The sequence below is a fragment of the Woronichinia naegeliana WA131 genome, assembly GCA_025370055.1.
GTDB classification, from domain to species: domain Bacteria; phylum Cyanobacteriota; class Cyanobacteriia; order Cyanobacteriales; family Microcystaceae; genus Woronichinia; species Woronichinia naegeliana.
Genome location: CP073041.1, coordinates 7420468 through 7444062 on the forward strand (window position 1 = coordinate 7420468; position 23595 = coordinate 7444062).

Below are 23595 nucleotides of genomic sequence, written 5' to 3' on the forward strand. Positions count from 1 at the left end.
CTGACGCAAGCTCGAAAGCCCTATCGTACCGTTTCACAGGATAATCTATCAACGAATTATTTACAGGTAGAAAATTATTGGCGATCGCCGCTCTATCCGATGAGGTGAACAACAGGAAGAGTAAAATTTGTTAAAGCGATCGCAGATTGATAATGAAAGCTAAGATATTCAGAACACTTTAAGAAAGAGTTTGATTATGGGACAACGCTTTTTTTTGACCGGCGGCACGGGTTTTGTGGGAGCCAATCTCATTCGCCTATTATTAGCAGAGGGTCATCAGGTTCGTGCCCTCGTTCGTCCTCAAAATCCGGCGGATAATCTGAAAAATTTGGCCATTGAACGAGTCTCTGGCGATTTGAATGATCCTGATTTAGCTCAAAAAATGCGAGGTTGCGATGGTCTTTTTCATGTAGCGGCCCACTATTCCCTTTGGCAAAAAGATCGAGATCAGCTTTACCAAAGTAATGTCCTCGGAACCCGTAATATTCTGGCCTCTGCCCGAAAAGCTGGCATTGAGCGCACCGTTTATACCAGTTCTGTGGCGGCGATCGGCGTTCGCAAGGATGGTCAACTCACCGATGAAAGCTATCAAAGTCCGGTCAAAAATCTGATTGGAGCCTACAAGCAATCTAAATATTGGGCTGAACAGGAGGCTGTACAAGCGGCTCAACGGGGTCAAGCCATTATCATTGTCAATCCTAGTACTCCTATTGGCCCCTGGGATATTAAACCGACCCCAACAGGGGAAATTATTCTGCGCTTTCTGCGTCGTCAGATGCCCGCCTATGTGGATACGGGTCTGAATTTAATTGATGTACGGGATGTGGCCCAAGGTCATCTCTTAGCCTGGCAAAAGGGGAAAAGCGGCGATCGCTATATTTTGGGCCATCAAAACCTAAGTTTAAAAATGATTTTGGAACAATTGGCCGAAATTACCGGCATACCAGCCCCTCAACAAACTGTTCCCCTTTGGTTACCCCTGACAGTGGCTTGGATTGACGAAAAAATATTAGCTTCCTTCGGTAAAAACCCTTCTGTACCCCTGGATGGCGTGCGAATGTCAGCCCAGACAATGTACTATGATGTGACCAAAGCCGTTAAACAACTGGGCTTACCCCAATCACCGATTAAAACAGCCCTTCAGGATGCGGTCAATTGGTTTAGAGAAGCGGGTTATGTTTCGACAAAAAGCCCCAAGAGTAGTCTAACAGGGAAGAACTCTTGAGGAATCAGGCAAACCCCAAAGATTGTAGGGGAAACGTAAAGTAAATCAATCTAGTTGACGGTGACAGGTTGTTTGCGAATGGTTTCAAAATAGTTATTCCAGAACTGTTTTTGGGCTTCCAACATCATGGTTGCCGACTTTTCCTGGGCTTCGAGATAGCTTTTAACCATCTCTTCCTGTAGTTTTACACTGGTTTCAAAGGTATCTGTTAACTTGATTTCGGTTACTCCCTTGGGAAAGCCTTCCATCCAAGTACTAAAAAACTTTTTCTGCCAATCTAACAGTTGGGCTTGATACTCTTCAAAGAATTTGGTATCCATATTGTTTAAGCCGCTAAGGTCTCCAGCTAGGGAGGGGAAGCAGGGCGGCAATTACTACTTCCGAAGTTTTTTCTCTTCTGGCACCATTATAGTCCAAGAATTTTTATTAATAACAATTATAATTTATTTTTTCTATCAACAAATGTTAACTTGGGATTTTCTAAAAGGTCTTGAAATTAGATGAAAATGGGAATATTCAGCCTTTTTATGTCAACAATCCCTGACCCTTGTAACCGTTACAGGATTTTTCTTTAAGGTTCTTAACATAACTTCGTCTTTTGTTGCCCAGATTCTCAGTTTCTGCCGTTCCAGAGAGGATGATTTGCAAATCTCTGGTGGGGAAAAGTTCAAGATGAAGAACTGCAAAGTTATTGTGAATGTATAATTCTAGACTTGTGAACACATGATTTTAGGATATTGATTGACAATTACTTCCTTCCAGAAGCTTTAATGGTTGGGCACTGGTATCGTCTAGCTAGAAGCTACAAACGTTGCAATACGAGAGGTTCAAGAAATCAGGCGAATTTGGAGTAAGTCCTCCCAAGTAAACCCTTTTTCAATTATACCGAGAGCTACAGCAGGAACTTTTCTCGTAGTAAAATGGCTGCGAACAAAGTTATGAACCATCCAGAAAATATCTAGGACTCGCTGTAATCCCACAACAGATTTAGCATAAGTATTTGTACGACGACGAAAGGCAGATAAATAGCGTCGGATAGCACTATTAAATGCCCCAACGTGGTTGGCATGGACGTCCTTTTCTTCTGGTTTTTCTGTTGTCTCTGGATGTTCTGGTTTCGGAGTTTCTACTTTCTTTAGTTTACCCTCAGAATCTCGACGTTTACTACTCTTATTTTTTAGTCTTACCACCATACCCTTCGGTAATACTTTGGTGGGACGACCTCGCTTTCCAGTCCTTAATACTTCGTGACAAATATCAAATAGCAGTTGACTATATCGCTTTTCTCCATCTGTAAATAACTGGAGAGATTCTGCACTCCTTTCAAATAATTCCGCTACCGTCATCATTGCTTCTAGAAATAATTTCTGCTCTTTTCGACCACATTTTAAATGCCAAATAAAGCGGCTAGCCCTGTCCATGAGCACGATTGTCCAACCCTCAGAGGCACTTGCTTCTTTATTTTTTCCAACTTTTGTGTATAGTTCATCTCCTTCTATTACTAATTTAACAAATTCATTCACTAAGGCGTATAAAAATAATGTCTCTTGTAATCCTGATAATTTCTTTTCCCAATTCAATATTGTTGTTTTCGCGTAGCCGAATACTCGGGCTGCTGCATTTAATCCTATTCCTTCCATTCTGGCTTTTAATACTTTTACAATTTCACTTAATGGGGTTTCTAAGCCAGCGATTACGCTACCATAAGTCTCAGCAAAACAAGAACTACATTCTTGACAAATGAACATTTTACGTTCCCCGTTACCTTTCGTTTGATAATGAGAATGTATTTTTACGTTTTCACTATAGCAATGAGGACAGTTTTTCTTGAATAAGGCATCCTCTTTCTCTTGGCACAAGCCAACATCATTCAGGATTTCTATAGAGCTTTTCTTTAATATTGACATTGTTTTCTGTTTCCTTCTTCTTTGATATAATGACAATAATAATAGTATAATAAAAACGGGCCGATGTCTAGTCTTAAACTATTTTTCTATTTTCTCAAAGCCTTACACCATAACTTTTTCCAACTTTGATCAGACGATACCAGTTCCCAACTTGGGAGGGCTTACTCCAAATTCGCCTGATTTCTTGAACCTCTCGTATTGCAACGTTTGTAGCTTCTAGCTAGACAATACCAGCGCCATTCATTTTGCATAACTACTTATTTATTTTTCATCTCTTAGCATAGTAACTACCGATGAACCATAGTTTTTTTGATCTAAGAATTGTCAGTGAAAATTGTTAAGAAAAGTAGCGAAATCTAAAGCTTGATTGCAATTTCGCTCTAGTTTCAAAGGGTGTGACCTTTAGTTGATGAAGGAAAAGAAAAGTGTTAACATGAGATGAAAAGTGACAAAGAGGAAACAATGATGACAGCAAAACTAATTAATGTAGAGGGTTCAAAGATAAAAATAGAACTAACATTAGAACTCAGTCGTTCAATGTTGGATACAGAAATAAATATTCAAAAAGGCTTAAACGAAGTAGGTTGCATCGCCAGCAAAGAAGCCTTGAAATATTTAGATACAGATGGTTCACCCTTAAAAATCGGTGAAGAAATCTGGAAGAGTAAGGGAGAGCAACCGAAAGAATATCAAACACCTTATGGTGAGGTTATAGTGAATCGTCATGTATATCAGCGTTCACCTTTGAGGAAAAACGTATTGCCCCTTAGAAAGAGAAGCAAGGATAATCATAACATCAACGCCATTATTGGCAAAACAGGTATCCTCAAAAATGTCAGGGATGGCAGGCAAAGAGGTGAAAAATGATTTATTAGAAAATCATGGTAGAAAAGTAGCGCTATCCTATATCCAAAGATTGAGTGAAGCAGTAGGAAGTGTGGTACAGGCAAAAGAAGAAGCGTGGAGTTATGCCCCGCCCAAGGAGGATAGCCAAATTGCAACAGTGGGAATAGGATTAGATGGAACCTGTATGCTGATGTGTGAGGATGGCTACCGTGAAGCAATGGTGGGAACCGTTTCCCTATACGATAGTGAAGGCGAACGTCAACCTACAATCTATCTAGGTGCGGCACCAGAGTATGGAAAAAAGAGTTTTCTAGAAAGATTAGAAAGAGAAATTGAGCGAGCGAAAAACCGTTATCCAGAGGCAACATTGGTCGGGATAGCAGACGGGGCAGAATCAAATTGGAAGTTTTTAGAAAAGCAAACGGAAGAACAGATATTAGATTTCTATCATGCCTCTGGTTACTTAGGTGCCTTGGCAGAAGCGTTGCATCCGAATACCGTGTCAAAACAAAAAGAATGGTTGACTGAAAATTGTCGAGAACTCAAGCATGAAAAAGGAAAAGCAGGAGAACTGCTAAATCTGATGAAAGAAGTCAAAGAAGAAAAAAGTCATTCTAAGAATCTTACCGAGAAACTACAAGCGGCGATTACTTATTACGAGAATCATCAGCATCAAATGGATTATGCTGAATACATAGAGAAAAAGTATCCGATTGGTTCAGGTGTTACGGAAGCAGCTTGTAAGACGTTGGTCAAACAACGATTATGTTGTTCAGGGATGCGATGGAAGGAAAAAGGAGCAGGAATTATTTTGAGCCTACGAGCTTTGGTATTGACCAAGGAACGATGGAGTCAATTTTGGGCAAAACTTGATCAATATGGGTTCCCTGTAGAACCCTGATTACAACAGCTTTTATCAACTAAAGGTCGCACCCGTTTCAAATCCAACTCAGAAAGGGGTGCTATCGTAATCCCCATCTCTTTTTGATCATCTTGATTTGAAGCCATGTTTAATAATCCCCAAAAAGATCTCCTTGGAGCCGCTTGCATGACTGCCTTAGGTGCAGGTATTGTCACCTCTTTTGCTGTGGGTCAAGGTCAACACCCTCTCATGGGCCTAGGAATTACGACGATCGCGGCTTTGTTTGGCGTTATTTGTCATTATCAGGGAATTGTCTAGGAAGCCCCAACCGTCAGGGCTGGAGGGAATCGGGCTGGATCTATCGGTGAATACCCCTAGGAAGTTCGGTTCCACCCCCATTGCGTCCAGAAAAATTCTTGTTACAGTAGTCCTAAAGTCAAAATCAATCATTTATCAAGATGCAGCCTATTTGTCAATCAATGGGCATACTAAAGTTAACGACAAGAATCGAGGGGAGGCAACATTGTGAACTCAGAATCTCATCGTCCTCAAAACTTATTTGCCAATAATGGCGAAACAGAAGAAGGGCTATGGAACTACGTCCAAACACTCACACCAGAAACGATCGCTCAACTGTCTCGTCCCGAATCGCAGGAAGTGTTTCAGGTCATGGAACGCAATATCATTGGCCTCTTAGGGAATCTACCCTCGGAACACTTTGGCATTACGATTAGCACTAGTAGGGAAAGCCTGGGGCGTTTATTAGCTTCGGCTATGATGAGCGGTTATTTTCTTCGTAATGCGGAACAGCGACTCAGTTTTGAACAATCTCTCCAGTCTCTCCAGGGATGTCAGGACGGAGAATAGGTTTTGGCTGGTCTGATTGCAATTTGGGGTAACGCTGATTCATGGTGAATTATTCCTCATTGCCTGTTCCAGAATTACGGCGATCGCTACTTCAGTGGTATCGAAAGGAAGGACGGGATCTACCCTGGCGACAAACCAACAATCTCTATGCTATCTGGGTTTCAGAGGTCATGCTTCAACAAACCCAGGTCAAAACCGTTATTCCCTACTATCAACGCTGGTTACAATTATTTCCCACTGTCACGGCCCTTGCTCAGGCGGATTTGCAAACAGTTCTCAAAGCCTGGGAAGGTTTAGGTTATTACGCCAGGGCCAGAAATCTCCACCAAGCAGCAAAAAAAATTATTGAGCATCATGACGGTCTTTTTCCTGAGCAGTTAACGGAGGTGTTGGCTTTACCAGGGATTGGTCGTACCACTGCTGGGGGAATTCTCAGTGCCGCCTTAAATCAGTCTCTAGCCATTCTTGACGGCAATGTTAAACGGGTACTTGCTCGCCTGATTGCTTTACCAGTTCCCCCCAACGATGCGCTGGATCAACTGTGGTCATTGTCCGAAACCTTGCTAGATCCTTGGCAAAGTCGAGATTTTAACCAGGCAATCATGGACTTAGGAGCCATTGTTTGTACCCGTAGCCAACCCCGTTGTAGTCATTGTCCTTGGCAAAGTCACTGTCAGGCCTACAATAAAGGCATACAAACCCAACTTCCCCTGCGAAAAATGTCTGCTCCTCTGCCCCATAAACGGATTGGTGTGGCTGTTGTGATCAACGACCAAAACCAGATTTTAATTGACCGAAGACCTCCTGAAGGTTTATTAGGGGGATTATGGGAGTTTCCGGGAGGCAAGATTGAAGCCAATGAAACCGTTGAAGATTGTATTAAACGGGAAATTCTAGAGGAAATCGGCATTGAGATTACGGTGGGCAAAAGTTTGATTACCATTGACCATGCCTATACTCATTTCCGTGTCACCCTTTATGTGCATCTTTGCCAGTATGTCAGTGGGACTCCCAGGGCAATCGAGTGTGAAGAAGTTCGCTGGGTAACGCTAGAGGCGATCGACTCTTTTCCTTTTCCCAAAGCCAATACACAAATTATTGCGGCCTTAAAAGCCTTACCGATTAATTCCCTCTAAGCAAATCTAGGAAAGTTTTCTGGCGGCACATCCTGCCAACGGCCTTGACCAACGGCTCGAATCGCTTCTTCCAAGTTGACATCACCGGTATAGAGAGCTTTTCCGACAATGACTCCTGTCACGCCCAAGGATTCCAAAGACAATAAACTCAGTAAATCTCTTAGGGCACTGACTCCCCCCGACGCAATCACGGGAATATCGAGATGACTAGCCAATTCTCGTAACGCCTCTAAATTCGGGCCAATTAAAGTTCCATCCCGATGAATATCAGTGTAAATAATGGCGGCGGCTCCTAATTTTTCCATTTGTTGAGCTAGATCTGTCGCTTCAACCGTTGAAGTTTCTAACCATCCCCTGGTGGCCACTTTGCCATTCCGAGCATCAATACCAACGACAATTTGCTGCGGAAATTCCTGACATAAACTAGCCACTAATTCCGGTTTTTCAACAGCAACGGTTCCTAAAATAATCCGCTCTACTCCCAGTTTTAATAGTTGGGCCACACTGGCGCGATCGCGTAACCCACCTCCCACTTGTACGGGAATAGAAATTGCTCGCACAATCGCTTCAATGGCAGCCAAATTAACTGGTTTACCCACCTTTGCACCATCAAGATCCACTAAATGTAAACGAGTCGCCCCCTGTTCGGCCCACTGTCTGGCCACTTCGACCGGATTTTCATGATAAATCTGGGATTGTTGATAATCACCTTGGTAAAGCCGGACACAACGGCCATCAAGTAAGTCAATTGCGGGTAAAATTTCCATAACGGTAAAGTTAGAGTTGTTCTAGAATAGAACAGCGTAGTTAACCAGCTTACATTTTATCGAGTAATGACCATCTTAAAAACAATTGTTGACGAACTAGAAACGGCATCGGAGCCATTGTTGTTAAAAGTCTTGGGTTTTATTCAGGCAGCTAAAACTCCTGAAGATCACTCCGTATCTAGTTCTTCATCTTCGCCGCGAGTTGCGGATTTACATCAAGGTCAAGTCTGGATGAGTGAGGATTTTAATGATCCGTTGCCTGACGATTTTTGGTTAGGCGAAGATTGATGAAAGTATTGATCGATACCCATGCTTTTATCTGGTGGACTAGTAATTCTCAAAAATTAACTCCTGCTGTTTATTCCTTAATAACTAACCCGAAGACGGATGTCGTTTTAAGTATTGTCAGTATTTGGGAAATACAAATTAAATTATCCTTGGGCAAGATTGAGTTAAAAACAAATTTACCTGAGCTAATTGACTGTGAAGTTAGATGTAATAGAATTGAATTATTACACCTCTCTCTGTTTCATGTTTACGAACTTAATAATCTTCCGCATTATCACAAAGATCCTTTTGATCGTTTATTAACTGGACAGTGGGAAGTTCTCGAGCAGGGTAAGTGAGAAAAGAAAATCGGACATGCGATACCCAAGAGTGCCGTTATGTCCGAAACTGGCTGATATAGAAAATCGATAGCCAGTGCTATCTATCAATTATGCAACTATGTCAGCGACTAGAGCAAATCCTAGAGAATCTCCGTCCCGCCTTTAGCCGAGAAGCAACGTACCAATGGTTTATCCTATTAGCCTGGGGAGTAGTGCTCAACAGCCAACCGAGCGCAATAACAAGCTATGTCAATGCCTTAGGGTTAACAGAGAGCTACTACCATCAGGCACTACATTGGTTTGAATCCAAGGCATTTAACGTCAAAGGACTGACCTTGGGATGGTCGAAGTGGGTAAGTCAGCATGAAAATCTATATCGAATCAAGGAAAAACGAGTGTATGTGGGGGATGGAATCAAAGTGGGGAAAGAAGGGCGCAAGATGCCAGGGGTAAAACGACTACACCAAGAATCCGGAAATGTGGCGAAGCCAGAATGGATAAGGGGGCATTACTTCAATGCCTTGAGTGTTTTGGTGGGAGCAGGAAAAGCCTGCTTTGCCTTGCCCTTAGTGTTGCGGCTAGACGATGGCATCAAGTCCAAAGCAACGGCAAAGGAAGGGAAAAAAGGCAGCAAAAAAGAGAAGACTACTCTAGTCACGAAAATGGGGGAGCTTTGCACTACCTACGCAGAGGCGGGAAGCTATGTGATTTTGGATGCTTACTTCGCTTGTGGAGCAGTGCTCAAAAGTTTTCGCCAAAATGCCTTGCATCTCATCACCCGAGTGCGTTGCTCTACAGTGGCATATGCTCCCTTTTCTTCCGTTCCGACCTTGAGGGGGAAAGGACGACCACGGCTTTGGGGGAGTTCAATAAAACTAGAAAGCCTGTTTGCTCTTGTGGAGGATTTTCCCACCGCTAAAGTCTGGCTCTATGGTCAACAAGTCTCCGTTTCTTATCAGTGCTTTGAGTTCCACTGGGATAGTCCCCATCAGCTCGTTAAGTTTGTCCTCACCCAATTGCCCAACGGACAAAGACTGATTCTGCTTTCTACTGACCTCTGTTTGACTGGACCTGAGATTATTGCCGCTTACGGTCTCCGATTTAAGATTGAAGTCACTTTTCGTCAATTAATCCATCTTTTGGGCGGCTTTGCCTATCGTTTTTGGCTTAAGGCTCTTCCTACTTTACCGACCTGGCCTAGCAATCTTATCCTCCCTGACTATCCCCAAACTGTTCAGACTCAGATTTTAAACAAAGTAGAAGCCTTTGAGCGTTTTGTTAATCTTCATGTCATTGTTCTCGGCTTACTTCAAATTCTTTCCTTAGAGTTACCCCAGGGGATTTGGGCTAATTTCCCTCGCTGGTTTCGGACTCTACCCTCCCATGGCTATCCTAGTGAACGCATTGCTCAACTAGCCATCCAACATCAAGCCCCAATGATTTTTCCTCAAAGTCCACCTAGTCTGCTTTTGCCTAAATTCCTTGCCGCTAAACTTGACCCTTTTCCAAGTCCTGATAGACTTACTTTGGCCGCATAGTCATTACCTTCTCTGCCATCCATAAACTTCCCACTGTCCAGTTATTAATAGCTCAAGCTAAGTTTGAAAAACTATCAATTGTTAGTATTGACGACAAGTTTAATGATTATGAAATTGACCGATTATGGGAATAACAAATAACCATTGATCGAGAATTCAAAGACCAATCAGAATTGCCATAGAAAAAAGAGGATGGTCAATTACACCACCTATTGAGATCTCGACGTACAGTTTTTTTACAAGCCTTACTGAGTAAATCTTCTTGCTTTTTTCTGTACGGCGTAATCAGCCAAGATGCTGTATTAAGTTTTGTTTATTTTTTTGTTTTTTGGTGGATGCTTGACTTTTTTGTTCGGATACAATACGATTTATGGTGACTAGAACAAATATTAAATCAATGCTTATGGAGCTAGTTGCTCTAATTTTTCTTGGGGCATTATCTTAGTTTTTCTCGGCTATTGTACTGACTTAATCATCTTAACAAAGAGGAACATCAACATGAGGAATCTTCTTCCCCCCCCCCCCAAAATCGCCAAAACCCTTGCTCTGACTGGCTTTTTGGCTTCTCTAGCATTAACTGGTAATCCCGCTCAAGCTATCACTTTGCATAATTTTAGTTTTTCCAATGTTGAAGGGACAGTTCCTGGTATGGTAGCGGGAACGATTACATTGCCTGATGGCGATGGCACATTTGCGGCGAGTTCTGTCACTGTGACGACAGCCCCTAATGGGTTAGGCTATGATCCTACGGGTTTTAATTTCACAAGCGTTCTTGTATATGTAAATAAATTTTCTGTCGTGAATGGGATTATTTCCAAATCTGACTCTAATTTTGCTGGCTTCTTCAATGGCAGTACAGCCCTTGGGCTTAACTATAATGGGATAACATTTCTTGATTACCTTAACGTTGGTAACTTGGGTAATCCTGGTGTACGAGATTCAAGTAGTTCGACCCTTACCTACTCTGCTACTGCTGTTCCTTGGGAAACAGACTCGCTTCCTGCCATTGGTAGTACGATTCTTTTCGGTTTAGGTTTATGGGGGAAACGTAAACTAGCTCAAAAACAGATCAACCAGGAAGAAAAAAACTAATATACCTAACTTTCTTTTTCTCAAATTTCCTTTTTCTCCTGAACTTATGAAAAAATTTGGGAGTTTTTTTTTGCTCAATTGTCCTCTAAAATTAACTGCATTGCTTGCTCCAATCTAAGTACAGGACAAAAAATGTAGGGAGTCGAGAAAAAGAGAAAAATTGGGTAGAGAAGGATTAAGAACAAGATGACGAAGATGGTCAAAACCAAGACGAAAAAGACTCTGCGCTAGGCGACCATGTTTCTTGAGGGGAATGGGATGAAGATGATGAATTGCTAGACCAGTTTTGAGAGACCAAGCCAAAGCTAAAGTCAGTAAAGCCAAAAGCTTACGAAGACGCTTGGGGTCAGTAAAGTGAGTAGATTCCAAGCAAAAGCCACGAGTCTTAAAGATGCCAAAAAGGGTTTCAATGCCCCAACGCAGGGCATAATCGTGAATAAGACCTTGGGAATCGGGATGTCCAATGACGATGAGTAGAGAATTATCAGGCAAGCGAAGAGCCTCTACAGAAACAGGATATCCCCAAACCCGACAACTCCCTTGAAGACGTTGAGATTCACTCTTTTGCAAGATGGGCAAAAATGACTTTGGCGGCCAAAAGCTTGCCATTGTGCTCAATCTTGTCCGTAGCCCGAATTCTCAGACAGAAAGCCAGTAGCGGTTCGAGCAGAAGATAGCGAAGCCAAGCCTGACCAATAAACTCACGGTCGCCACATAAACAACGAATCAGGGCGGTGGGAAAAATCTTGAGCATCTCCTCGATAAAACGCATTCGTTCATCACTGTTAGAATTGCCCTTTTTCTTGCTAAGCATCCACCACAAGATGGGAATGGCTACTCCTTCATGGACAATGCCGACAGTGAGGATATTATAACCATGACTGCCAAACTCCCAGGTTGTGCGGTCAATACTTAATACCCAAGGTTGAGGGATATCCAGCCAACTGACTACAATACGGGCAATGTGATGGTAATCCAGCTCAAATCCTGAGAAAAAGCGTTGTAAGCGTTTGTAATGAGAATCCACCAATGCCCGACCTTCAAAACCCAGAGCCAATTCTTTAAGGTTAACCGTTTTCACTTTGAGGAGGGCGAGTAAGAACAAGGCTAGGAAGGAGAGTCTGGCACCATGCCATCCCAAATGGGGTTTTAGGGCTTGTTTCAATGCGTTATATTGGTTCATGGGTTTTCTTACATTACGTTCATCTTCCATGAAACCCCTTTCTCGTATACTTTTCAAGCCTTTTGTCCTGTACTTAGTGCTCCAATATGAGATGACTATCAACCATTACCGCGATCGCCTCTGGTTCATATCTTCCTTCAAATACCTCTAACGCTGCTCCATCTAAGGCAGATTTGTAAGCATCAATCAAGGTTTCTTCTAATTCTTCGAGGGTGAGATAGTTGCCACCGGCTTTGCGTCGTTTGTTTGAGCGTTGAATCTGTCGAACAGAATTACGGATAGAAACTTCCCAAGAGCGCGTGGTGCGTTTTTCAGCCTGCTGCTTAATCAAATGCAGTAAAAGGATAATACTAAAACTAAAAATCTTGTTGAGTTTATCATCTTTACTCATCTCCGTCATTTCCTCTACTAACAACAAGGCTTCAGAGATGTTGCCCCCCGTCAATAATGCTTTTAGTTCTAATAGTTCTTCCATTCTTTAAACCCCCTCAGTCAAGATTAGCTCGTTTTTTTACCGCTTGCCAAAGATACGAAGTAGTTTTAAGAAACTAATTGAGATTTTGAAATCAGAATAGCTATCCCCCTCGCCTTCCCAGAGAAAATTCCGCTCTATATTTGTTAAAGTTGTATAGAGCCTAGACCCTAGAGCCAATCACCCCTTGCCCCTGTGAGTATAAATTGTCTATTGAAACCAGAATGAGCAGAGGAAAACGTTCCCAAGCCCCCCAAATCGAGATTCATCTTCTGCGGGAAGGTATTATTGAGTCCACCCATTATGCTGAAGCCGTTGTTTGTGATGATCGAGGCCGAACCCTGCTAGTGGCGGGCAATGCTGAAACCAATGCTTTTATTCGTTCTGCTTTAAAACCCTTTCAAGCTTTAGCGGTAACGAGTACGGGAACCTTAGAACGATTTGGTTTAACGGATAAGGATTTGGCGATTATTTGTAGTTCTCATCGTGGGACGACGGAACAGGCTAGACAGGTTTTCAATATTTTGTGGCGGGCAGATATTGACCCTAGTGCATTGCAATGTCCGATTCCAGCCAATGGCAATAGTGCGTTACAACATGGTTGTTCAGGAAAACACGCGGGAATGTTAGCGGTCTGTCAACAGCGTAATTGGCCTATTAATTCCTACCTGCGATCGCAGAGTCCGGTTCAACAGTTAATTTTAAGTAAAGTGGCTGAATTATTGTCCTTGCCAGGGGATGAGCTAATCGCCGCCCATGACGACTGTGGTGCACCCACCTATTTTATGCAGTTGGGACAGATGGCACACCTTTATGCCCAAATGGCTTCCGGCAATCATATTGACCTAGAAAGAGTCATTCGGGCCATGACCTATTATCCCCGTTTAGTGGCAGCAGAAGGGTCTTTTGATACGGAATTAATGCGGCTAACGGAAGGGGAACTAGTCAGTAAATCGGGTTCGGAAGGTATTCAATGTATTGCTCGTGGGGGAGAAGGTTTGGGCATGGCCATTAAGGTTAAAGATGGTGCTCGACGGGCTAAGTATGCAACAGCTATTCATCTTTTACAACAAATGGGTTGGATTCCGCCGAGTGTGGCTGAAACGTTAGCAGATAAATTTATGACCTTAAGTCATTACACGCGTTTGGAGATTATTGGTGAACTGACGATGCTTTAAACGGTACTTTTAAACGATGTTTTAATACACTATGTGGAACCAATTCACTGTAACCATCTATAATCGTACTATTGGCTCGCTACTCTTAGTTTTGTCTATATACCGTCTTGCTTTCAGCCTTCGTGAATGTCACTGGCAAGTTTTCTGACGGGTAAAGACCACCATCATTAATCTTTTAATATTTTCTTCCATTTGTGTGTCCGCTGTTGCAGTTTATTCGGGGAAGACTAGGTTATGCTAAAGCCATCACCGAGAAAACAAATTATGGAGAGACAATAAAATATGGTTAGTGCAGCAGTTTTCTCTAAGACTGAAATTGATCTTAATAATGACTCTGCTATTTGGGCAAGCCTCAAATTGGCGATCGCGACTAGCTCTGGTTTTAAGTGTTGGCAAGAAGAACAAACTAACGAGAAAGACTTGACTGTTCCCTTTTCAGATACTCAGATCCGTCATTATCTTCGTCAAACCTTAGAAACATTGGCTTATTAGTTTTCGCCTTAGATTTTAAAACCCTCTGGATATATTCCGCCTCTATTTCATAGTCAGAATAGGGGTTTTTTATTGCGTCCAAAAGATCAAGCAAAAGTGACCTAAGGTTAGGGAATAAAATCCCTTAAAGCTTGACGCATTGTATCAACTGGAACTGGTTTCTGTAACCACAAACGTAAAGCAGCCGCACCTTGTTGAACGAGCATTTCTAAACCATCGATAATTGTCGCGCCTTGATCAGCGGCCTGTTGTAAAAAACGAGTTGGACGGGGAGTATAAATCAAATCGTAGGTGATCGCGCTAGAAGATAATCCTTGCATCAGATCCTCTTCCACGGGAGATTGTTCAAGGTGAGGAGTCATACCGAGAGGCGTTGTATTAATCAGCAATGTTGTTGAGGGGATGAGTTCGGCCAGAGCTTGCCAAGGATAAACTGATAGCTCTGAGTTAAAATCTGCCCTTGACCAACTATTTTTAAACGCTTCTAATTTCTCCAAATTCCGTCCCACAATTTGAATCTCTGGACAGCCTAACTGGGCCAATCCCACGACCACTGCCCTGGCAGCCCCTCCATTCCCTAAAACAACAGGTTTAACTTTCCACCAATCTCGATCCAGTTCTGTTAACGGAGCGACAAAACCTTCAACATCGGTATTGGTTCCTTGCCAACCCTGCTCTGTCCACCAAACGGTATTAACAGCTCCCACTAATTTTGCAGTCGGTGTTATTTGACTTAAAAAAGGCATAATCGTCTGTTTATGGGGAATGGTGACACTGAAACCGACCACGCCAATACTTTCTAGACCGGCGATCGCCGTTGCCAAATCATCCGGTTTAATTGGAAACGCCACATAAACATAGTTTTCTCCTAATTCTGTTAAAGCCGCATTGTGCATCAAAGGAGAAAGGGAATGACCAATAGGATGGCCAATCACACCGAGCAATCTAGTCTTACCTGTAATTTCTGACATTTTTAAGCCAAGAAAATTTAACTAAAAATTTAACTAAAATAGAAAAAAGGGTACGGAAACGCACCCTCAGAGCAACACAAATCACTTGGTTTCTAAATCAACCTCCAGCTACGGCCGGAACAATACTAACTTCATCCCCATCCTTGAGGGTAGTTGCCGTTCCATCCAGAAAGCGGATATCTTCTCTGTTGACATAGAAATTCAAAAAACGTCGAGGTTTTCCTGCCTCATCACAAAGACGGGCTTTGATGCCTGGACAATCTTTTTCCAGAGCTTCAATCAGTTCTCCGACATTATCAGCAACACATTTGATATTTGCTTTTTCGTCAGTGAACTTCTGTAGGGGAGTAGGAATTAAAACAGTAACAGCCATAGGAAAAGACACTTAAAGAATTACAAAAGAGAACTTTCTCTCAGGTTAGGGGGGATAAATCCATCTCAACAATCTAGTTCCCCTTAAAAAACGCAGGATGACAAAGACGAGGGGCTCAAGCTTCTAAGGCGGCCAAGGAATGTCTGTCAACAGTCGCTTTTTAAAGGAGAGTTAGAAGGTATGCAATTAAACGAGAACTTGTTGCCATTCCAGACGTTCTAAAGTTCGTGACCGCTCTAAAGCACGCTCAAAACTATCCAGTTTCGGTTCAATAATCAGAGGCTCGCCAATATAACCTTGAACCGCTTCTTGAGTTTTCAAACCATTACCAGTGATATAAACAACGGTCGTTTCTTCAGGATCAATTTTACCGGCTTCCACCAGTTTTTTCAGCACAGCAACGGTAGTTCCGCCTGCGGTTTCTGTGAAAATTCCCTCGGTTTCTGCCAAAAGTTTAATGCCTTCAATGATTTCCGCATCGGTGACACTTTCAATATTACCGTTAGTTTTGTTGGCAATATCGATCGCATACATTCCATCCGCCGGATTGCCGATCGCAATAGACTTAGCAATGGTATCTGGTTTAACGGGGGCAATAAAATCCCGACCTTCTTTAAAGGCAGTCGCAATGGGAGAACAACCTTGAGCTTGCGCACCACTGAAACGCACGGGCTTGTCATCCACTAAACCGACTTTGACAAATTCTTGAAAGCCTTTATAAATCTTAGTAAAGAGAGAACCTGATGCAAGCGGAGCCACAATGTGATCTGGTAATTTCCAACCTAATTGTTCGGCCACCTCAAAGCCCAAGGTTTTGGAACCTTCGGAATAGTAAGGACGTAGATTAATATTGACAAAACCCCAACCGTAGGTATTTCCCACTTCACAACAGAGGCGATTAACTTGATCGTAATTGCCCTTCACCGCCATTACGGTCGGGTTATAAATTAGCGTGCCTAAAATTTTGCCAGCTTCCAAATCAGAGGGAATAAATACACAGCAATCTAAACCCGCATGGGCGGCGATCGCGGCGGTAGAATTCGCCAAATTACCTGTACTTGCACAGGAAACCGTCGTAAAACCCAATTCACGAGCACGGGTCAGAGCCACGGATACCACTCGATCTTTAAAACTGAGGGTGGGCATATTGACCGCATCATTTTTAATATAAAGATTTTTTAGACCCAAACGACGGGCTAAACGGTGGGATTTAACCAGAGGAGTCATGCCTGTTCCCACATCAATTAGGTCATCGCCAACGACGGGCAGAAAAGCTCGATAACGCCAGATGGAGTGGGGGCCAGCCTGAATGGTTTCGCGGGTGACATAACGACGAATCAAGTCATAGTCATAGGCGACTTCCAAAGGGGCAAAGGTTTCTTCGCAGATGTGGATCGCCTTGAGGGGGTATTCGGTGCCACCTTCCTTGGAAACCAGTTTAGTGCAGAAACTTGTGGGGGCTTGAGTGGTGAAAGCGGTGGGGATTTGTGTTGCTACAGTCATGGTTAAGATCGTCCTCTTTTCCATTGGTATGTCGTCAGATTAACACTGGGCAAAATACCTGTCAAACATACCCGATAAAAAAAGTCGGGATTAGGATTTTCGTACGAAAAAGGTCGGGAGATGGGGAGATGGGGAGATGGGGAGATGGGGAGATGGGGAGATGGGGAGATGGGGAGATGGGGAGATGGGGAGATGGGGAGATGGGGAGATGGGGAGATGGGGAGATGGGGAGATGGGGAGATGGGGAGATGGGGAGATGGGGAGATGGGGAGATGGGGAGATGGGGAGATGGGGAGATGGGGAGATGGGGAGATGGGGAGATGGATTAGTTAACGGTGGATGTAATGTCGTTCAATTGTCCAATGGCGATCGGAGGATTGATAAATTTTTAAGTCAGAGAGGGCAAGGGTTTGGGCAAGGTTTTCGATTTCGGGTAAAGTCAGGGCAGCCTGTAGAGAATCTCGAAAGAGTTGGGTTTGGCGATCGCTGTAATCGGGGCCAATCTGGTTGACGATTTGATCGAGTTGTTCAGGGGTATCGGGACGAAGTAAATCTCGCAACAGTAAAAAGCCCTGGGGTTTTAGAACTCGTTTCACTTCCTGTAGAAAAATCTGGGGACGGGGTAAATGATGCAATAAACTGTTAGAAATGACCCCATCAAAGCAATGATCAGCATAGGGTAAATGCTTGGCATCCACAAATTCCAAACGGATTTGCTTTTCTAGTCCGGCGGCTATGACATTACGCTCGGCGATCGCTAACATCGACTGGGCCAAATCAATGGCCACAATCTGCCACTCAGGACGCAACTGAGCGATTAAAATAGGAATACGTGCGGTTCCTGTTCCAGCATCTAAAATATTCCCAACCATCGGGCCAAGGGCTAGGGCTTGTTGCGCAAAAACAGTATTAATGGACAAAAAGTCCATCGCATCATACTCCAAGGCTTCGGCTTCTGTATCCATTACTTCCGGTTCAAGAATACGCTCCATCTAATTACCCTCTCCTGATTACGTTCATTGTATTTAATAATTGACGATGCCTAATCCTACCAGTCAAATCATCAGGGACAGTGCTTTTCCCATTATGCTATTCGCGGGAGAATCCAAAAATGAACAGGGAGCCGCCGCCGCCGTCATTTTGCTACCGAATGGCCGACGTTTTACGGTTAGCCAACTGCTCTCCTTTGTTAGTAAAGAAGAAGCGGAATATCAAGGGCTACTCATTGGTCTCCGTAAAGCCCAACAACTTGGACTGCAATCTGTGGAAATCAAAGGAGATAGTGAGACAATCTTCAATCAGGTCAATGGCTTGGTGGAAGTTGTAGCCGAAAAAGTGCGCGTCCTCTATCGGGAATCCATACGACTAATGCGACAGTTTGACCGAGTGAGTGTGGAATGGATCTCGGCAGAACAAAATCGTTCAGCCCATAAGGCAGTTCATCGCTGCATTGAAGAAGCCCTAGGATGGGAGCTTCGTTGCCTCCAATCAAAATAATCATGTCATGTTTTTTCCGTGACTGATTACCAAGATCCTTTCAGTACAGCCGCCGAAGATCTGGAATTGAATTTTATGCCCAAAGATCCTGGCAAGCATAAGGAAACACTTCCTCGCATGGATTCGGATACAGCAAATCGTTGCTATGATTATGCCCTTGCCGGAAGAAGACAAAACTCGCCTAGTTCGAGAGTTAGTTCAATCCCCTGATTTGATTAATCGCATTCTCAACGCGATCGCTGAAACCTTAAAACCACGAGAGGACAGGCCATGAATCTGAAATCCCAACTCCAGGAGCTATCTAAAGGACTACAAGGAATCATGTCCACCGTTGCGATCGAAAAAGCAATCATTCCAGTGATGGTTAGTTATGCGAAACGGGTTAAACGGGGCCATTTTTTCGTCTGGACAAGTCCTGAACAAGAATGGATTGTAACGACCCTTTGCCATCGATTAGATCCCTCGTTAGAGAAAAGGGTTGTCTATGCCTTTACAAGTATGCAAGATGCAAAAAAGCATGAAGATTTTGATGATCCAGGGTTGCGAGTTGTTGAAGTCCCTATCGTCTTAATTTTCACTAAGTTATTGGTCTCAGAAGGCCTAGACAGCATTATTTTCTTTCCCCATCGTGGCAACGTTAAACAGGGATTGGAATTGGAAAAAAGTCAGTTTTTAGAGCTTATTAAAGATCGTCTCAGACAAGTTGAGGATGTTACCGATAATTATTCTCGAATAGCCTAATTTCCCAAATGTGGCGATCGCTGTTGAGGAGGAAGAGCTTTTCAATTGATAACAAGCTTGATGCTTATCTATTAACAATCCAACGTATTTTCTTTCTCCCAAGCCGTAATGCGATCGCAGAAATTGTGCCATTCCTGATGTTTTAGTTTGAGATAGGAAGCGACAAATTGTTCACCTAAAGCATTGGCAATAATCGTATTTGCTTCCAAGCAACGTAACGCATCCAGTAAATTACCGGGTAGTTTTTTGGCCGTTCCTTCGGGTAACGGATCTGTATAGTTATTGTTATCGCAACGCTGACCCGCCTCTCGTTTTTGCTCGATACCCTCCAGACCTGCCGCAATCAGGGCGGCTGGTAAAAGATAGGGATTAGCTGCACCATCGGCTAGGCGAAACTCAAATCGTCCTGCTTCAGGAATGCGAATGGTATGGGTGCGATTGTTGCCACTATAACTAATGGAGTTGGGCGACCAGGTTGCTCCCGAAGCCGTGACAGGGGCATTAATGCGTTTATAGGAGTTGACAGTGGGATTGGTAAAAGCACAAATCGCTTCGGCGGAATGTAAAACGCCCGCAATAAATTGATAGGCCAAACTCGATAGTCCCAATTCTCCCTGGGCATCATTAAAAAGATTGGTATTTCCTGCTAAATCCCAAATAGAAAGGTGAGTATGACAACCGCTGCCTGTTAAATGGGGAAAGGGTTTGGGCATAAAAGTGGCTCGCAGTCCGTGTTTTTCCGCGATCGCCTTGACCATGTATTTAAAAAAGGCATGACGATCCGCCGTAACGAGAGCATCATCGTACATCCAGTTCATCTCAAATTGCCCATTGGCATCTTCGTGATCATTTTGATAGGCTCCCCAACCCAAGGCCAGCATGGCATCACAAATTTCGGCAATGACCTCAAAACGACGCATTAAAGATTGCTGGTCATAACAGGGTTTACTTTGGCGATCGCAGCTATCCGAGATTTGTTCACCATCAGCAGAGAGGAGGAAATATTCGCATTCCACCCCCGTTTTAACGCGATAACCCTTAGATTCCGTTTGGCTTAACACTTGTTTTAGTACCAGTCGAGGCGTTTGCAAAATCGGTTCTCCTGTCGTTGTCTGCAAATCCGCCGTCATCCAAGCTACATCGGGTTGCCAGGGTAATTGAATTAAAGTATTGCGATCGGGAATTGCCAACACATCAGGATCGGCGGGAGTCATATCCAACCAAGCGGCAAAACCTGCAAAGCCCGCCCCATTAGTTGCCATGATGTCGATCGCCTGGGCAGGAACCAATTTTGATCGCTGGACTCCGAAAAGATCGGTAAAACTAATCAGGAAATAACGGATACCTTTTTGGCGAGCAATGTCAGAAAGAAGAGTCATAGAAATTTAAAGTAGGTTTTTCGGTTTGACAGACAAAATTTAAGTAGCGAGTAATTTATGGACGGCTTGACGAATAAAAGCTTCATCTTCGGGATTTTGATAGGGATTGCCTGCTCGATGTCCCCAAATCGAAGGAATGGGTAAAAATTCAGCATTCGGAATCAAGTTTGCTTCGGCTTGGCAATCTTCGGGAGTGAAATACAAATCCGTGGTAGAGGGCATCACTAAGGTTTTAGCTTGAATGGCCGTTAAAGCGCGATGATAATCCCCTTTATAGGTGGTATTATCACTCAGATTACAGCGCAACCAGGTATCAATCATTGCCAATAAATTATGAGGATCTCGTTTTCGATAACCCGCTTCCCAGGCTCTTTGTAGATAATCTTCAAGGGAATCATAACCCAATTGATAATAAATGCCTGTTCGATAAAAGGCTTGGGATGCCGCCCAACTCGCGTAAATTCTGGCAAAGGCACGAAAACCCCGTTCGGGAATACCTTCAAAATGGGTTCCTGTCCAGGCCGGATCAGCCGTTAAAGCCGCTCTCAGACTTTCTAAAAAGATGCGGTTATGGTCGGTGGTTCTAGCCGTTCCACAAAGAGCCACGATTCTTTCTACCTTGTCGGGAAATAAAGTTCCCCAGTGATAGCCCTGTTGCGCTCCCATAGACCAGCCATAGATCATCGCTAGTTTTTCTATTCCGAAAACTTCTCGTAGCAATTTTTCCTGAGCTAACACATTATCCCAATGGCTAAACCAAAAGCCCTGTTCCGCTAAACCGCAAGCCTGACAATTACTCGGTGAACTGGATAGCCCATTGCCAAACATATTGGGGATGACAATAAACCATTGCTCTGGATCAAGAATGCCGTTAGGACGAATCAGCCACTCAATATCTAAATGGGTTGCGCCGTAGGAAGTGGGATACAGAATGGCATTACAGCGATCGCGGTTTAATTGACCGTAGGTTTGATAGACCAATTGGGCTTGGGGCAGAACTGCACCACATTGAAGGACGAAGTTTTCAATCGTAAAAGTGCCACCAGAACTGATCATGATTGGAGCGGCTCAATAGATTGATCAAAACCCGCAATAATGTTGCGATTCACCTTCAGATAACCTGATTCAAGCTGTTTTAAATGAGGTGACAATTTAGCGTGGGCTGCTGTCAAAGCATGGAAAGGAATTGAAGCATAAAGATGATGTTCGGTATGGTAGGGCATATTCCACATTAAAAAGCGAATCGGCCACAGAGTTAAGGTTGTGCGAGTATTGGTGACAGGATTGTCATCCTGGGTACAGCCTGTATGTTCTGCCAAAAGAATCATCCGCAAAATCGGTTGCCCAATCGCCAAAGGCAATAGCCAATACATCACAAACCAAGGCTGTTTAAAAATAATAGAAACCGCGATCGCAACAAAATAAACTAACAATTGTAAGCGAGTTGAACGAATGACTTCCTGCCTGGCTGTTTCTGAAATATAGGGATAATTATCTAACTGTCCTAACGCAATGCGAAAATGTCCCCGTATCTTTCCTAACCACCAGGGAATGGCACTAATTTCTAATAGATATTGCTGTAAATTTTGAGGTTTTGGGTCTTCCAATTCGGGATCTTTATCGGGAATTTGGGTATAGCGATGATGCCATTTATGGTAACGCCGATAAAAGGTACTGTTATAAAAGGAGAGGATGCCAGCCAACCAAGCAACTCCATCATTCAAGCGATTATTTTCAAAGGCTGTGCGATGGCTACATTCATGTAAGGTGGCAAACATTGTCGCCAAACTAAAGCCATAAATAACTACCGCAGGAAAGGCAATAAACCAGTGAGGATTGGTTGCCCATAAATAACCACTCGTAATCATCACGCCTAAATGACCTGTTAATTGCAGCCCTCCTTTGAGGTTGGAACGCTCGTTCAAAAGTTTCAGATCTTCTGGGGAAAGCAACGGGTTTAGCTTTGTACTGCTATCACTCTCGATGGGAGATGAGACTGAATTGGCGATCGGCATTGCGGCTAGAGAGTCTAGGGGGAAATTAATGCTAGTTTCAACGGTGTGCTGGCCCATAAGTTGTAACGTGAGATACGAAATTCCCCGATAATAGAGAAATGATTAAAAATCTCCATCTGCCACCTGCAAACAGGTTAATCCCAAACTGCGCCAAAGCTCTACCACTTGATTGCGATCATCTAACACAAATTCAATATTGTAAACATCCCGAATATGACGATCAAAAATCTCTTTTTTGATAATCGAGTCTTTACGCCTATCTCCAGTTTCTCGCATCCAGAGAGCATGATATTGAATATTATATTTTGTTAGAAATTTTAAAGTTGGTTCGCGATATTTTTCTTCTCGACCGGACACCAGCAAAACAATTTTCCCCACTAATAGAGAGGCAACTACTGGATTGAGATCATCTTGATCACAATGGGAAGCATCGTAGGGATTGCGATTTCTTAATAGACATAAAGTCCCATCTAAGTCACAGATTACAGCATGGGGTAAACCTTCTTTAAATAAGTAGGGTTCTAGTTTCGGGGCAAGGAATTGTTTATACATATCCCGAATCACCTTTTCTCCCACAGAAGCAAAACGATTTAAGTCACGCTTAATGCAAGTTTCCACAGAAATATGGGTAAAATCTTGAATAGAAACCGTCGCAATTCCTTTAACTAGTTCCCGAATTTTAGCTTCATGTTTTGGGTGTAAATTTGTGTCATCAATGATAACGTGTTTGCCTTGCTGTAAGGCCATCAATAAAATTTGATTGCGAACCTCCAGCACAAAATCTTCATTTTGCTTAGAAAATTTTCCATTGTCTAACATGGCTCTGAGATCATCCTTGTTAATCCTTTTATATTGTCCTGGATGATCATCAATCAGTTTTTTTGCCCAGGTACTTTTACCGGAGCCAGGCAAGCCTTTACAAATAATCACGTTTAACATTATC

General features: G+C 43.2%; 24 protein-coding genes and 2 pseudogenes. 13 read left to right on the forward strand and 13 right to left on the reverse strand.

From position 1 onward, the window contains the following. The first annotated feature begins 196 nt into the window (after positions 1-196). Positions 197-1225, forward strand: a complete 1029-nt coding sequence (locus KA717_37735; GenBank protein ID UXE61084.1) for an NAD-dependent epimerase/dehydratase family protein — start codon at positions 197-199, stop codon at positions 1223-1225. Positions 1226-1275: 50 nt separating this feature from the next. Here the strand turns inward: KA717_37735 and KA717_37740 are convergent, their stop codons facing one another. After that, the gene (locus tag KA717_37740) at positions 1276-1545 is read right to left on the reverse strand and encodes a thylakoid-associated protein (protein UXE61085.1); all 270 of its coding nucleotides are present in this window, start codon (positions 1543-1545) and stop codon (positions 1276-1278) included. A gap of 507 nt (positions 1546-2052) precedes the next feature. Further along, on the reverse strand, positions 2053-3132 hold the full coding sequence (locus KA717_37745; protein ID UXE61086.1) for an IS1 family transposase: 1080 nt from the start codon (positions 3130-3132) through the stop codon (positions 2053-2055). A gap of 465 nt (positions 3133-3597) precedes the next feature. Here KA717_37745 and KA717_37750 point away from each other — a divergent pair. The 4 genes and pseudogenes from KA717_37750 (at position 3598) to mutY (ending at position 6843) form a co-directional block, all read left to right on the forward strand. Beyond that, positions 3598-4879, forward strand: a pseudogene (locus tag KA717_37750) (ISKra4 family transposase). A 105-nt stretch (positions 4880-4984) separates the two neighbouring features. Further along, entirely contained in the window at positions 4985-5158 is a 174-nt protein-coding gene (locus KA717_37755) for a hypothetical protein (GenBank protein UXE61087.1), read from the forward strand. A gap of 204 nt (positions 5159-5362) precedes the next feature. After that, positions 5363-5707, forward strand: coding sequence for a DUF760 domain-containing protein (locus KA717_37760; GenBank protein ID UXE64909.1), 345 nt, complete (start codon positions 5363-5365; stop codon positions 5705-5707). Between the two features lie 41 nt (positions 5708-5748). Continuing rightward, positions 5749-6843 carry an A/G-specific adenine glycosylase gene (gene mutY / locus KA717_37765; GenBank protein UXE61088.1) on the forward strand — a complete coding sequence of 365 codons (1095 nt, stop codon included), beginning with the start codon at positions 5749-5751 and terminating at the stop codon, positions 6841-6843. Here mutY and hisA read toward each other — a convergent pair. Beyond that, the gene (gene hisA, locus KA717_37770) at positions 6840-7610 is read right to left on the reverse strand and encodes a 1-(5-phosphoribosyl)-5-[(5-phosphoribosylamino)methylideneamino]imidazole-4-carboxamide isomerase (protein UXE61089.1); all 771 of its coding nucleotides are present in this window, start codon (positions 7608-7610) and stop codon (positions 6840-6842) included. The two genes, mutY and hisA, sit on opposite strands and share 4 nt — an antisense overlap. Before the next feature lie 66 nt (positions 7611-7676). Here hisA and KA717_37775 point away from each other — a divergent pair, with 66 nt between their 5' ends. The 4 genes from KA717_37775 to KA717_37790 all read left to right on the forward strand — a co-directional run bounded on the left by KA717_37775 (position 7677) and on the right by KA717_37790 (position 10848). Next, positions 7677-7898 carry a hypothetical protein gene (locus tag KA717_37775; GenBank protein UXE61090.1) on the forward strand — a complete coding sequence of 74 codons (222 nt, stop codon included), beginning with the start codon at positions 7677-7679 and terminating at the stop codon, positions 7896-7898. After that, positions 7898-8236 (forward strand): type II toxin-antitoxin system VapC family toxin, encoded by a 339-nt coding sequence (locus KA717_37780; GenBank protein ID UXE61091.1) that lies wholly within the window; start codon positions 7898-7900, stop codon positions 8234-8236. The genes KA717_37775 and KA717_37780 overlap by 1 nt, the downstream gene beginning before the upstream one ends. A 92-nt stretch (positions 8237-8328) precedes the next feature. Further along, complete coding sequence (locus KA717_37785) at positions 8329-9756, forward strand: transposase (protein ID UXE61092.1); 1428 nt, start codon at positions 8329-8331, stop codon at positions 9754-9756. A 498-nt stretch (positions 9757-10254) separates the two neighbouring features. After that, positions 10255-10848 carry a hypothetical protein gene (locus tag KA717_37790; GenBank protein ID UXE61093.1) on the forward strand — a complete coding sequence of 198 codons (594 nt, stop codon included), beginning with the start codon at positions 10255-10257 and terminating at the stop codon, positions 10846-10848. A gap of 114 nt (positions 10849-10962) precedes the next feature. Here the strand turns inward: KA717_37790 and KA717_37795 are convergent. Then, positions 10963-12031 (reverse strand): annotated as a pseudogene (locus tag KA717_37795) (IS4 family transposase). Positions 12032-12104: 73 nt separating this feature from the next. Then, a complete protein-coding gene (locus KA717_37800) occupies positions 12105-12506 on the reverse strand; it encodes a DUF29 domain-containing protein (GenBank protein ID UXE61094.1) in 402 nt (133 codons plus the stop codon). Positions 12507-12727: 221 nt separating this feature from the next. Here KA717_37800 and KA717_37805 point away from each other — a divergent pair, with 221 nt between their 5' ends. Further along, positions 12728-13681 (forward strand): asparaginase, encoded by a 954-nt coding sequence (locus tag KA717_37805; GenBank protein UXE61095.1) that lies wholly within the window; start codon positions 12728-12730, stop codon positions 13679-13681. 282 nt (positions 13682-13963) lie between these two features. Beyond that, complete coding sequence (locus KA717_37810) at positions 13964-14173, forward strand: hypothetical protein (protein ID UXE61096.1); 210 nt, start codon at positions 13964-13966, stop codon at positions 14171-14173. A gap of 107 nt (positions 14174-14280) precedes the next feature. Here the strand turns inward: KA717_37810 and KA717_37815 are convergent, their stop codons facing one another. The 4 genes from KA717_37815 to KA717_37830 all read right to left on the reverse strand — a co-directional run bounded on the left by KA717_37815 (position 14281) and on the right by KA717_37830 (position 18012). Beyond that, positions 14281-15144 (reverse strand): shikimate dehydrogenase, encoded by an 864-nt coding sequence (locus KA717_37815; protein UXE61097.1) that lies wholly within the window; start codon positions 15142-15144, stop codon positions 14281-14283. 97 nt (positions 15145-15241) lie between these two features. Next, positions 15242-15517, reverse strand: a complete 276-nt coding sequence (locus KA717_37820; protein UXE61098.1) for a MoaD/ThiS family protein — start codon at positions 15515-15517, stop codon at positions 15242-15244. 186 nt (positions 15518-15703) lie between these two features. Continuing rightward, a complete protein-coding gene (thrC, locus tag KA717_37825) occupies positions 15704-17020 on the reverse strand; it encodes a threonine synthase (protein UXE61099.1) in 1317 nt (438 codons plus the stop codon). A gap of 329 nt (positions 17021-17349) precedes the next feature. Next, positions 17350-18012, reverse strand: coding sequence for a class I SAM-dependent methyltransferase (locus tag KA717_37830; protein UXE61100.1), 663 nt, complete (start codon positions 18010-18012; stop codon positions 17350-17352). Positions 18013-18058: 46 nt separating this feature from the next. Here KA717_37830 and KA717_37835 point away from each other — a divergent pair, with 46 nt between their 5' ends. After that, positions 18059-18517, forward strand: coding sequence for a reverse transcriptase-like protein (locus KA717_37835; protein ID UXE61101.1), 459 nt, complete (start codon positions 18059-18061; stop codon positions 18515-18517). Between the two features lie 270 nt (positions 18518-18787). Then, complete coding sequence (locus KA717_37840) at positions 18788-19258, forward strand: hypothetical protein (protein ID UXE61102.1); 471 nt, start codon at positions 18788-18790, stop codon at positions 19256-19258. A gap of 71 nt (positions 19259-19329) precedes the next feature. Here KA717_37840 and glnT read toward each other — a convergent pair whose 3' ends face one another. The 4 genes from glnT to KA717_37860 form a co-directional block, all read right to left on the reverse strand. Then, positions 19330-20637 carry a type III glutamate--ammonia ligase gene (glnT, locus tag KA717_37845; GenBank protein UXE61103.1) on the reverse strand — a complete coding sequence of 436 codons (1308 nt, stop codon included), beginning with the start codon at positions 20635-20637 and terminating at the stop codon, positions 19330-19332. 39 nt (positions 20638-20676) lie between these two features. Next, positions 20677-21693 carry an alpha/beta fold hydrolase gene (locus KA717_37850; protein UXE61104.1) on the reverse strand — a complete coding sequence of 339 codons (1017 nt, stop codon included), beginning with the start codon at positions 21691-21693 and terminating at the stop codon, positions 20677-20679. Next, positions 21690-22562 (reverse strand): fatty acid desaturase family protein, encoded by an 873-nt coding sequence (locus tag KA717_37855; GenBank protein UXE61105.1) that lies wholly within the window; start codon positions 22560-22562, stop codon positions 21690-21692. The genes KA717_37850 and KA717_37855 overlap by 4 nt, the downstream gene beginning before the upstream one ends. A gap of 192 nt (positions 22563-22754) precedes the next feature. Next, the gene (locus KA717_37860) at positions 22755-23591 is read right to left on the reverse strand and encodes an AAA family ATPase (protein UXE64910.1); all 837 of its coding nucleotides are present in this window, start codon (positions 23589-23591) and stop codon (positions 22755-22757) included. Positions 23592-23595: the final 4 nt, after the last annotated feature.

Bases quoted from the DNA above. Each gene is read 5' to 3' on its own strand.
- KA717_37785 (UXE61092.1), top strand. From the start codon at position 8,329: ATGCAACTATGTCAGCGACTAGAGCAAATCCTAGAGAATCTCCGTCCC.
- KA717_37850 (UXE61104.1), bottom strand. From the start codon at position 21,693: ATGATCAGTTCTGGTGGCACTTTTACGATTGAAAACTTCGTCCTTCAA.
- thrC (UXE61099.1), bottom strand. From the start codon at position 17,020: ATGACTGTAGCAACACAAATCCCCACCGCTTTCACCACTCAAGCCCCC.
- KA717_37830 (UXE61100.1), bottom strand. From the start codon at position 18,012: ATGGAGCGTATTCTTGAACCGGAAGTAATGGATACAGAAGCCGAAGCC.
- KA717_37800 (UXE61094.1), bottom strand. From the start codon at position 12,506: ATGGAAGAACTATTAGAACTAAAAGCATTATTGACGGGGGGCAACATC.
- KA717_37805 (UXE61095.1), top strand. From the start codon at position 12,728: ATGAGCAGAGGAAAACGTTCCCAAGCCCCCCAAATCGAGATTCATCTT.
- KA717_37835 (UXE61101.1), top strand. From the start codon at position 18,059: ATGCCTAATCCTACCAGTCAAATCATCAGGGACAGTGCTTTTCCCATT.
- KA717_37780 (UXE61091.1), top strand. From the start codon at position 7,898: ATGAAAGTATTGATCGATACCCATGCTTTTATCTGGTGGACTAGTAAT.
- KA717_37775 (UXE61090.1), top strand. From the start codon at position 7,677: ATGACCATCTTAAAAACAATTGTTGACGAACTAGAAACGGCATCGGAG.
- KA717_37755 (UXE61087.1), top strand. From the start codon at position 4,985: ATGTTTAATAATCCCCAAAAAGATCTCCTTGGAGCCGCTTGCATGACT.
- KA717_37820 (UXE61098.1), bottom strand. From the start codon at position 15,517: ATGGCTGTTACTGTTTTAATTCCTACTCCCCTACAGAAGTTCACTGAC.
- KA717_37815 (UXE61097.1), bottom strand. From the start codon at position 15,144: ATGTCAGAAATTACAGGTAAGACTAGATTGCTCGGTGTGATTGGCCAT.
- KA717_37810 (UXE61096.1), top strand. From the start codon at position 13,964: ATGGTTAGTGCAGCAGTTTTCTCTAAGACTGAAATTGATCTTAATAAT.
- KA717_37860 (UXE64910.1), bottom strand. From the start codon at position 23,591: ATGTTAAACGTGATTATTTGTAAAGGCTTGCCTGGCTCCGGTAAAAGT.
- hisA (UXE61089.1), bottom strand. From the start codon at position 7,610: ATGGAAATTTTACCCGCAATTGACTTACTTGATGGCCGTTGTGTCCGG.
- KA717_37840 (UXE61102.1), top strand. From the start codon at position 18,788: ATGAATCTGAAATCCCAACTCCAGGAGCTATCTAAAGGACTACAAGGA.
- glnT (UXE61103.1), bottom strand. From the start codon at position 20,637: ATGACTCTTCTTTCTGACATTGCTCGCCAAAAAGGTATCCGTTATTTC.
- KA717_37745 (UXE61086.1), bottom strand. From the start codon at position 3,132: ATGTCAATATTAAAGAAAAGCTCTATAGAAATCCTGAATGATGTTGGC.
- KA717_37790 (UXE61093.1), top strand. From the start codon at position 10,255: ATGAGGAATCTTCTTCCCCCCCCCCCCAAAATCGCCAAAACCCTTGCT.
- KA717_37740 (UXE61085.1), bottom strand. From the start codon at position 1,545: ATGGATACCAAATTCTTTGAAGAGTATCAAGCCCAACTGTTAGATTGG.
- mutY (UXE61088.1), top strand. From the start codon at position 5,749: ATGGTGAATTATTCCTCATTGCCTGTTCCAGAATTACGGCGATCGCTA.
- KA717_37735 (UXE61084.1), top strand. From the start codon at position 197: ATGGGACAACGCTTTTTTTTGACCGGCGGCACGGGTTTTGTGGGAGCC.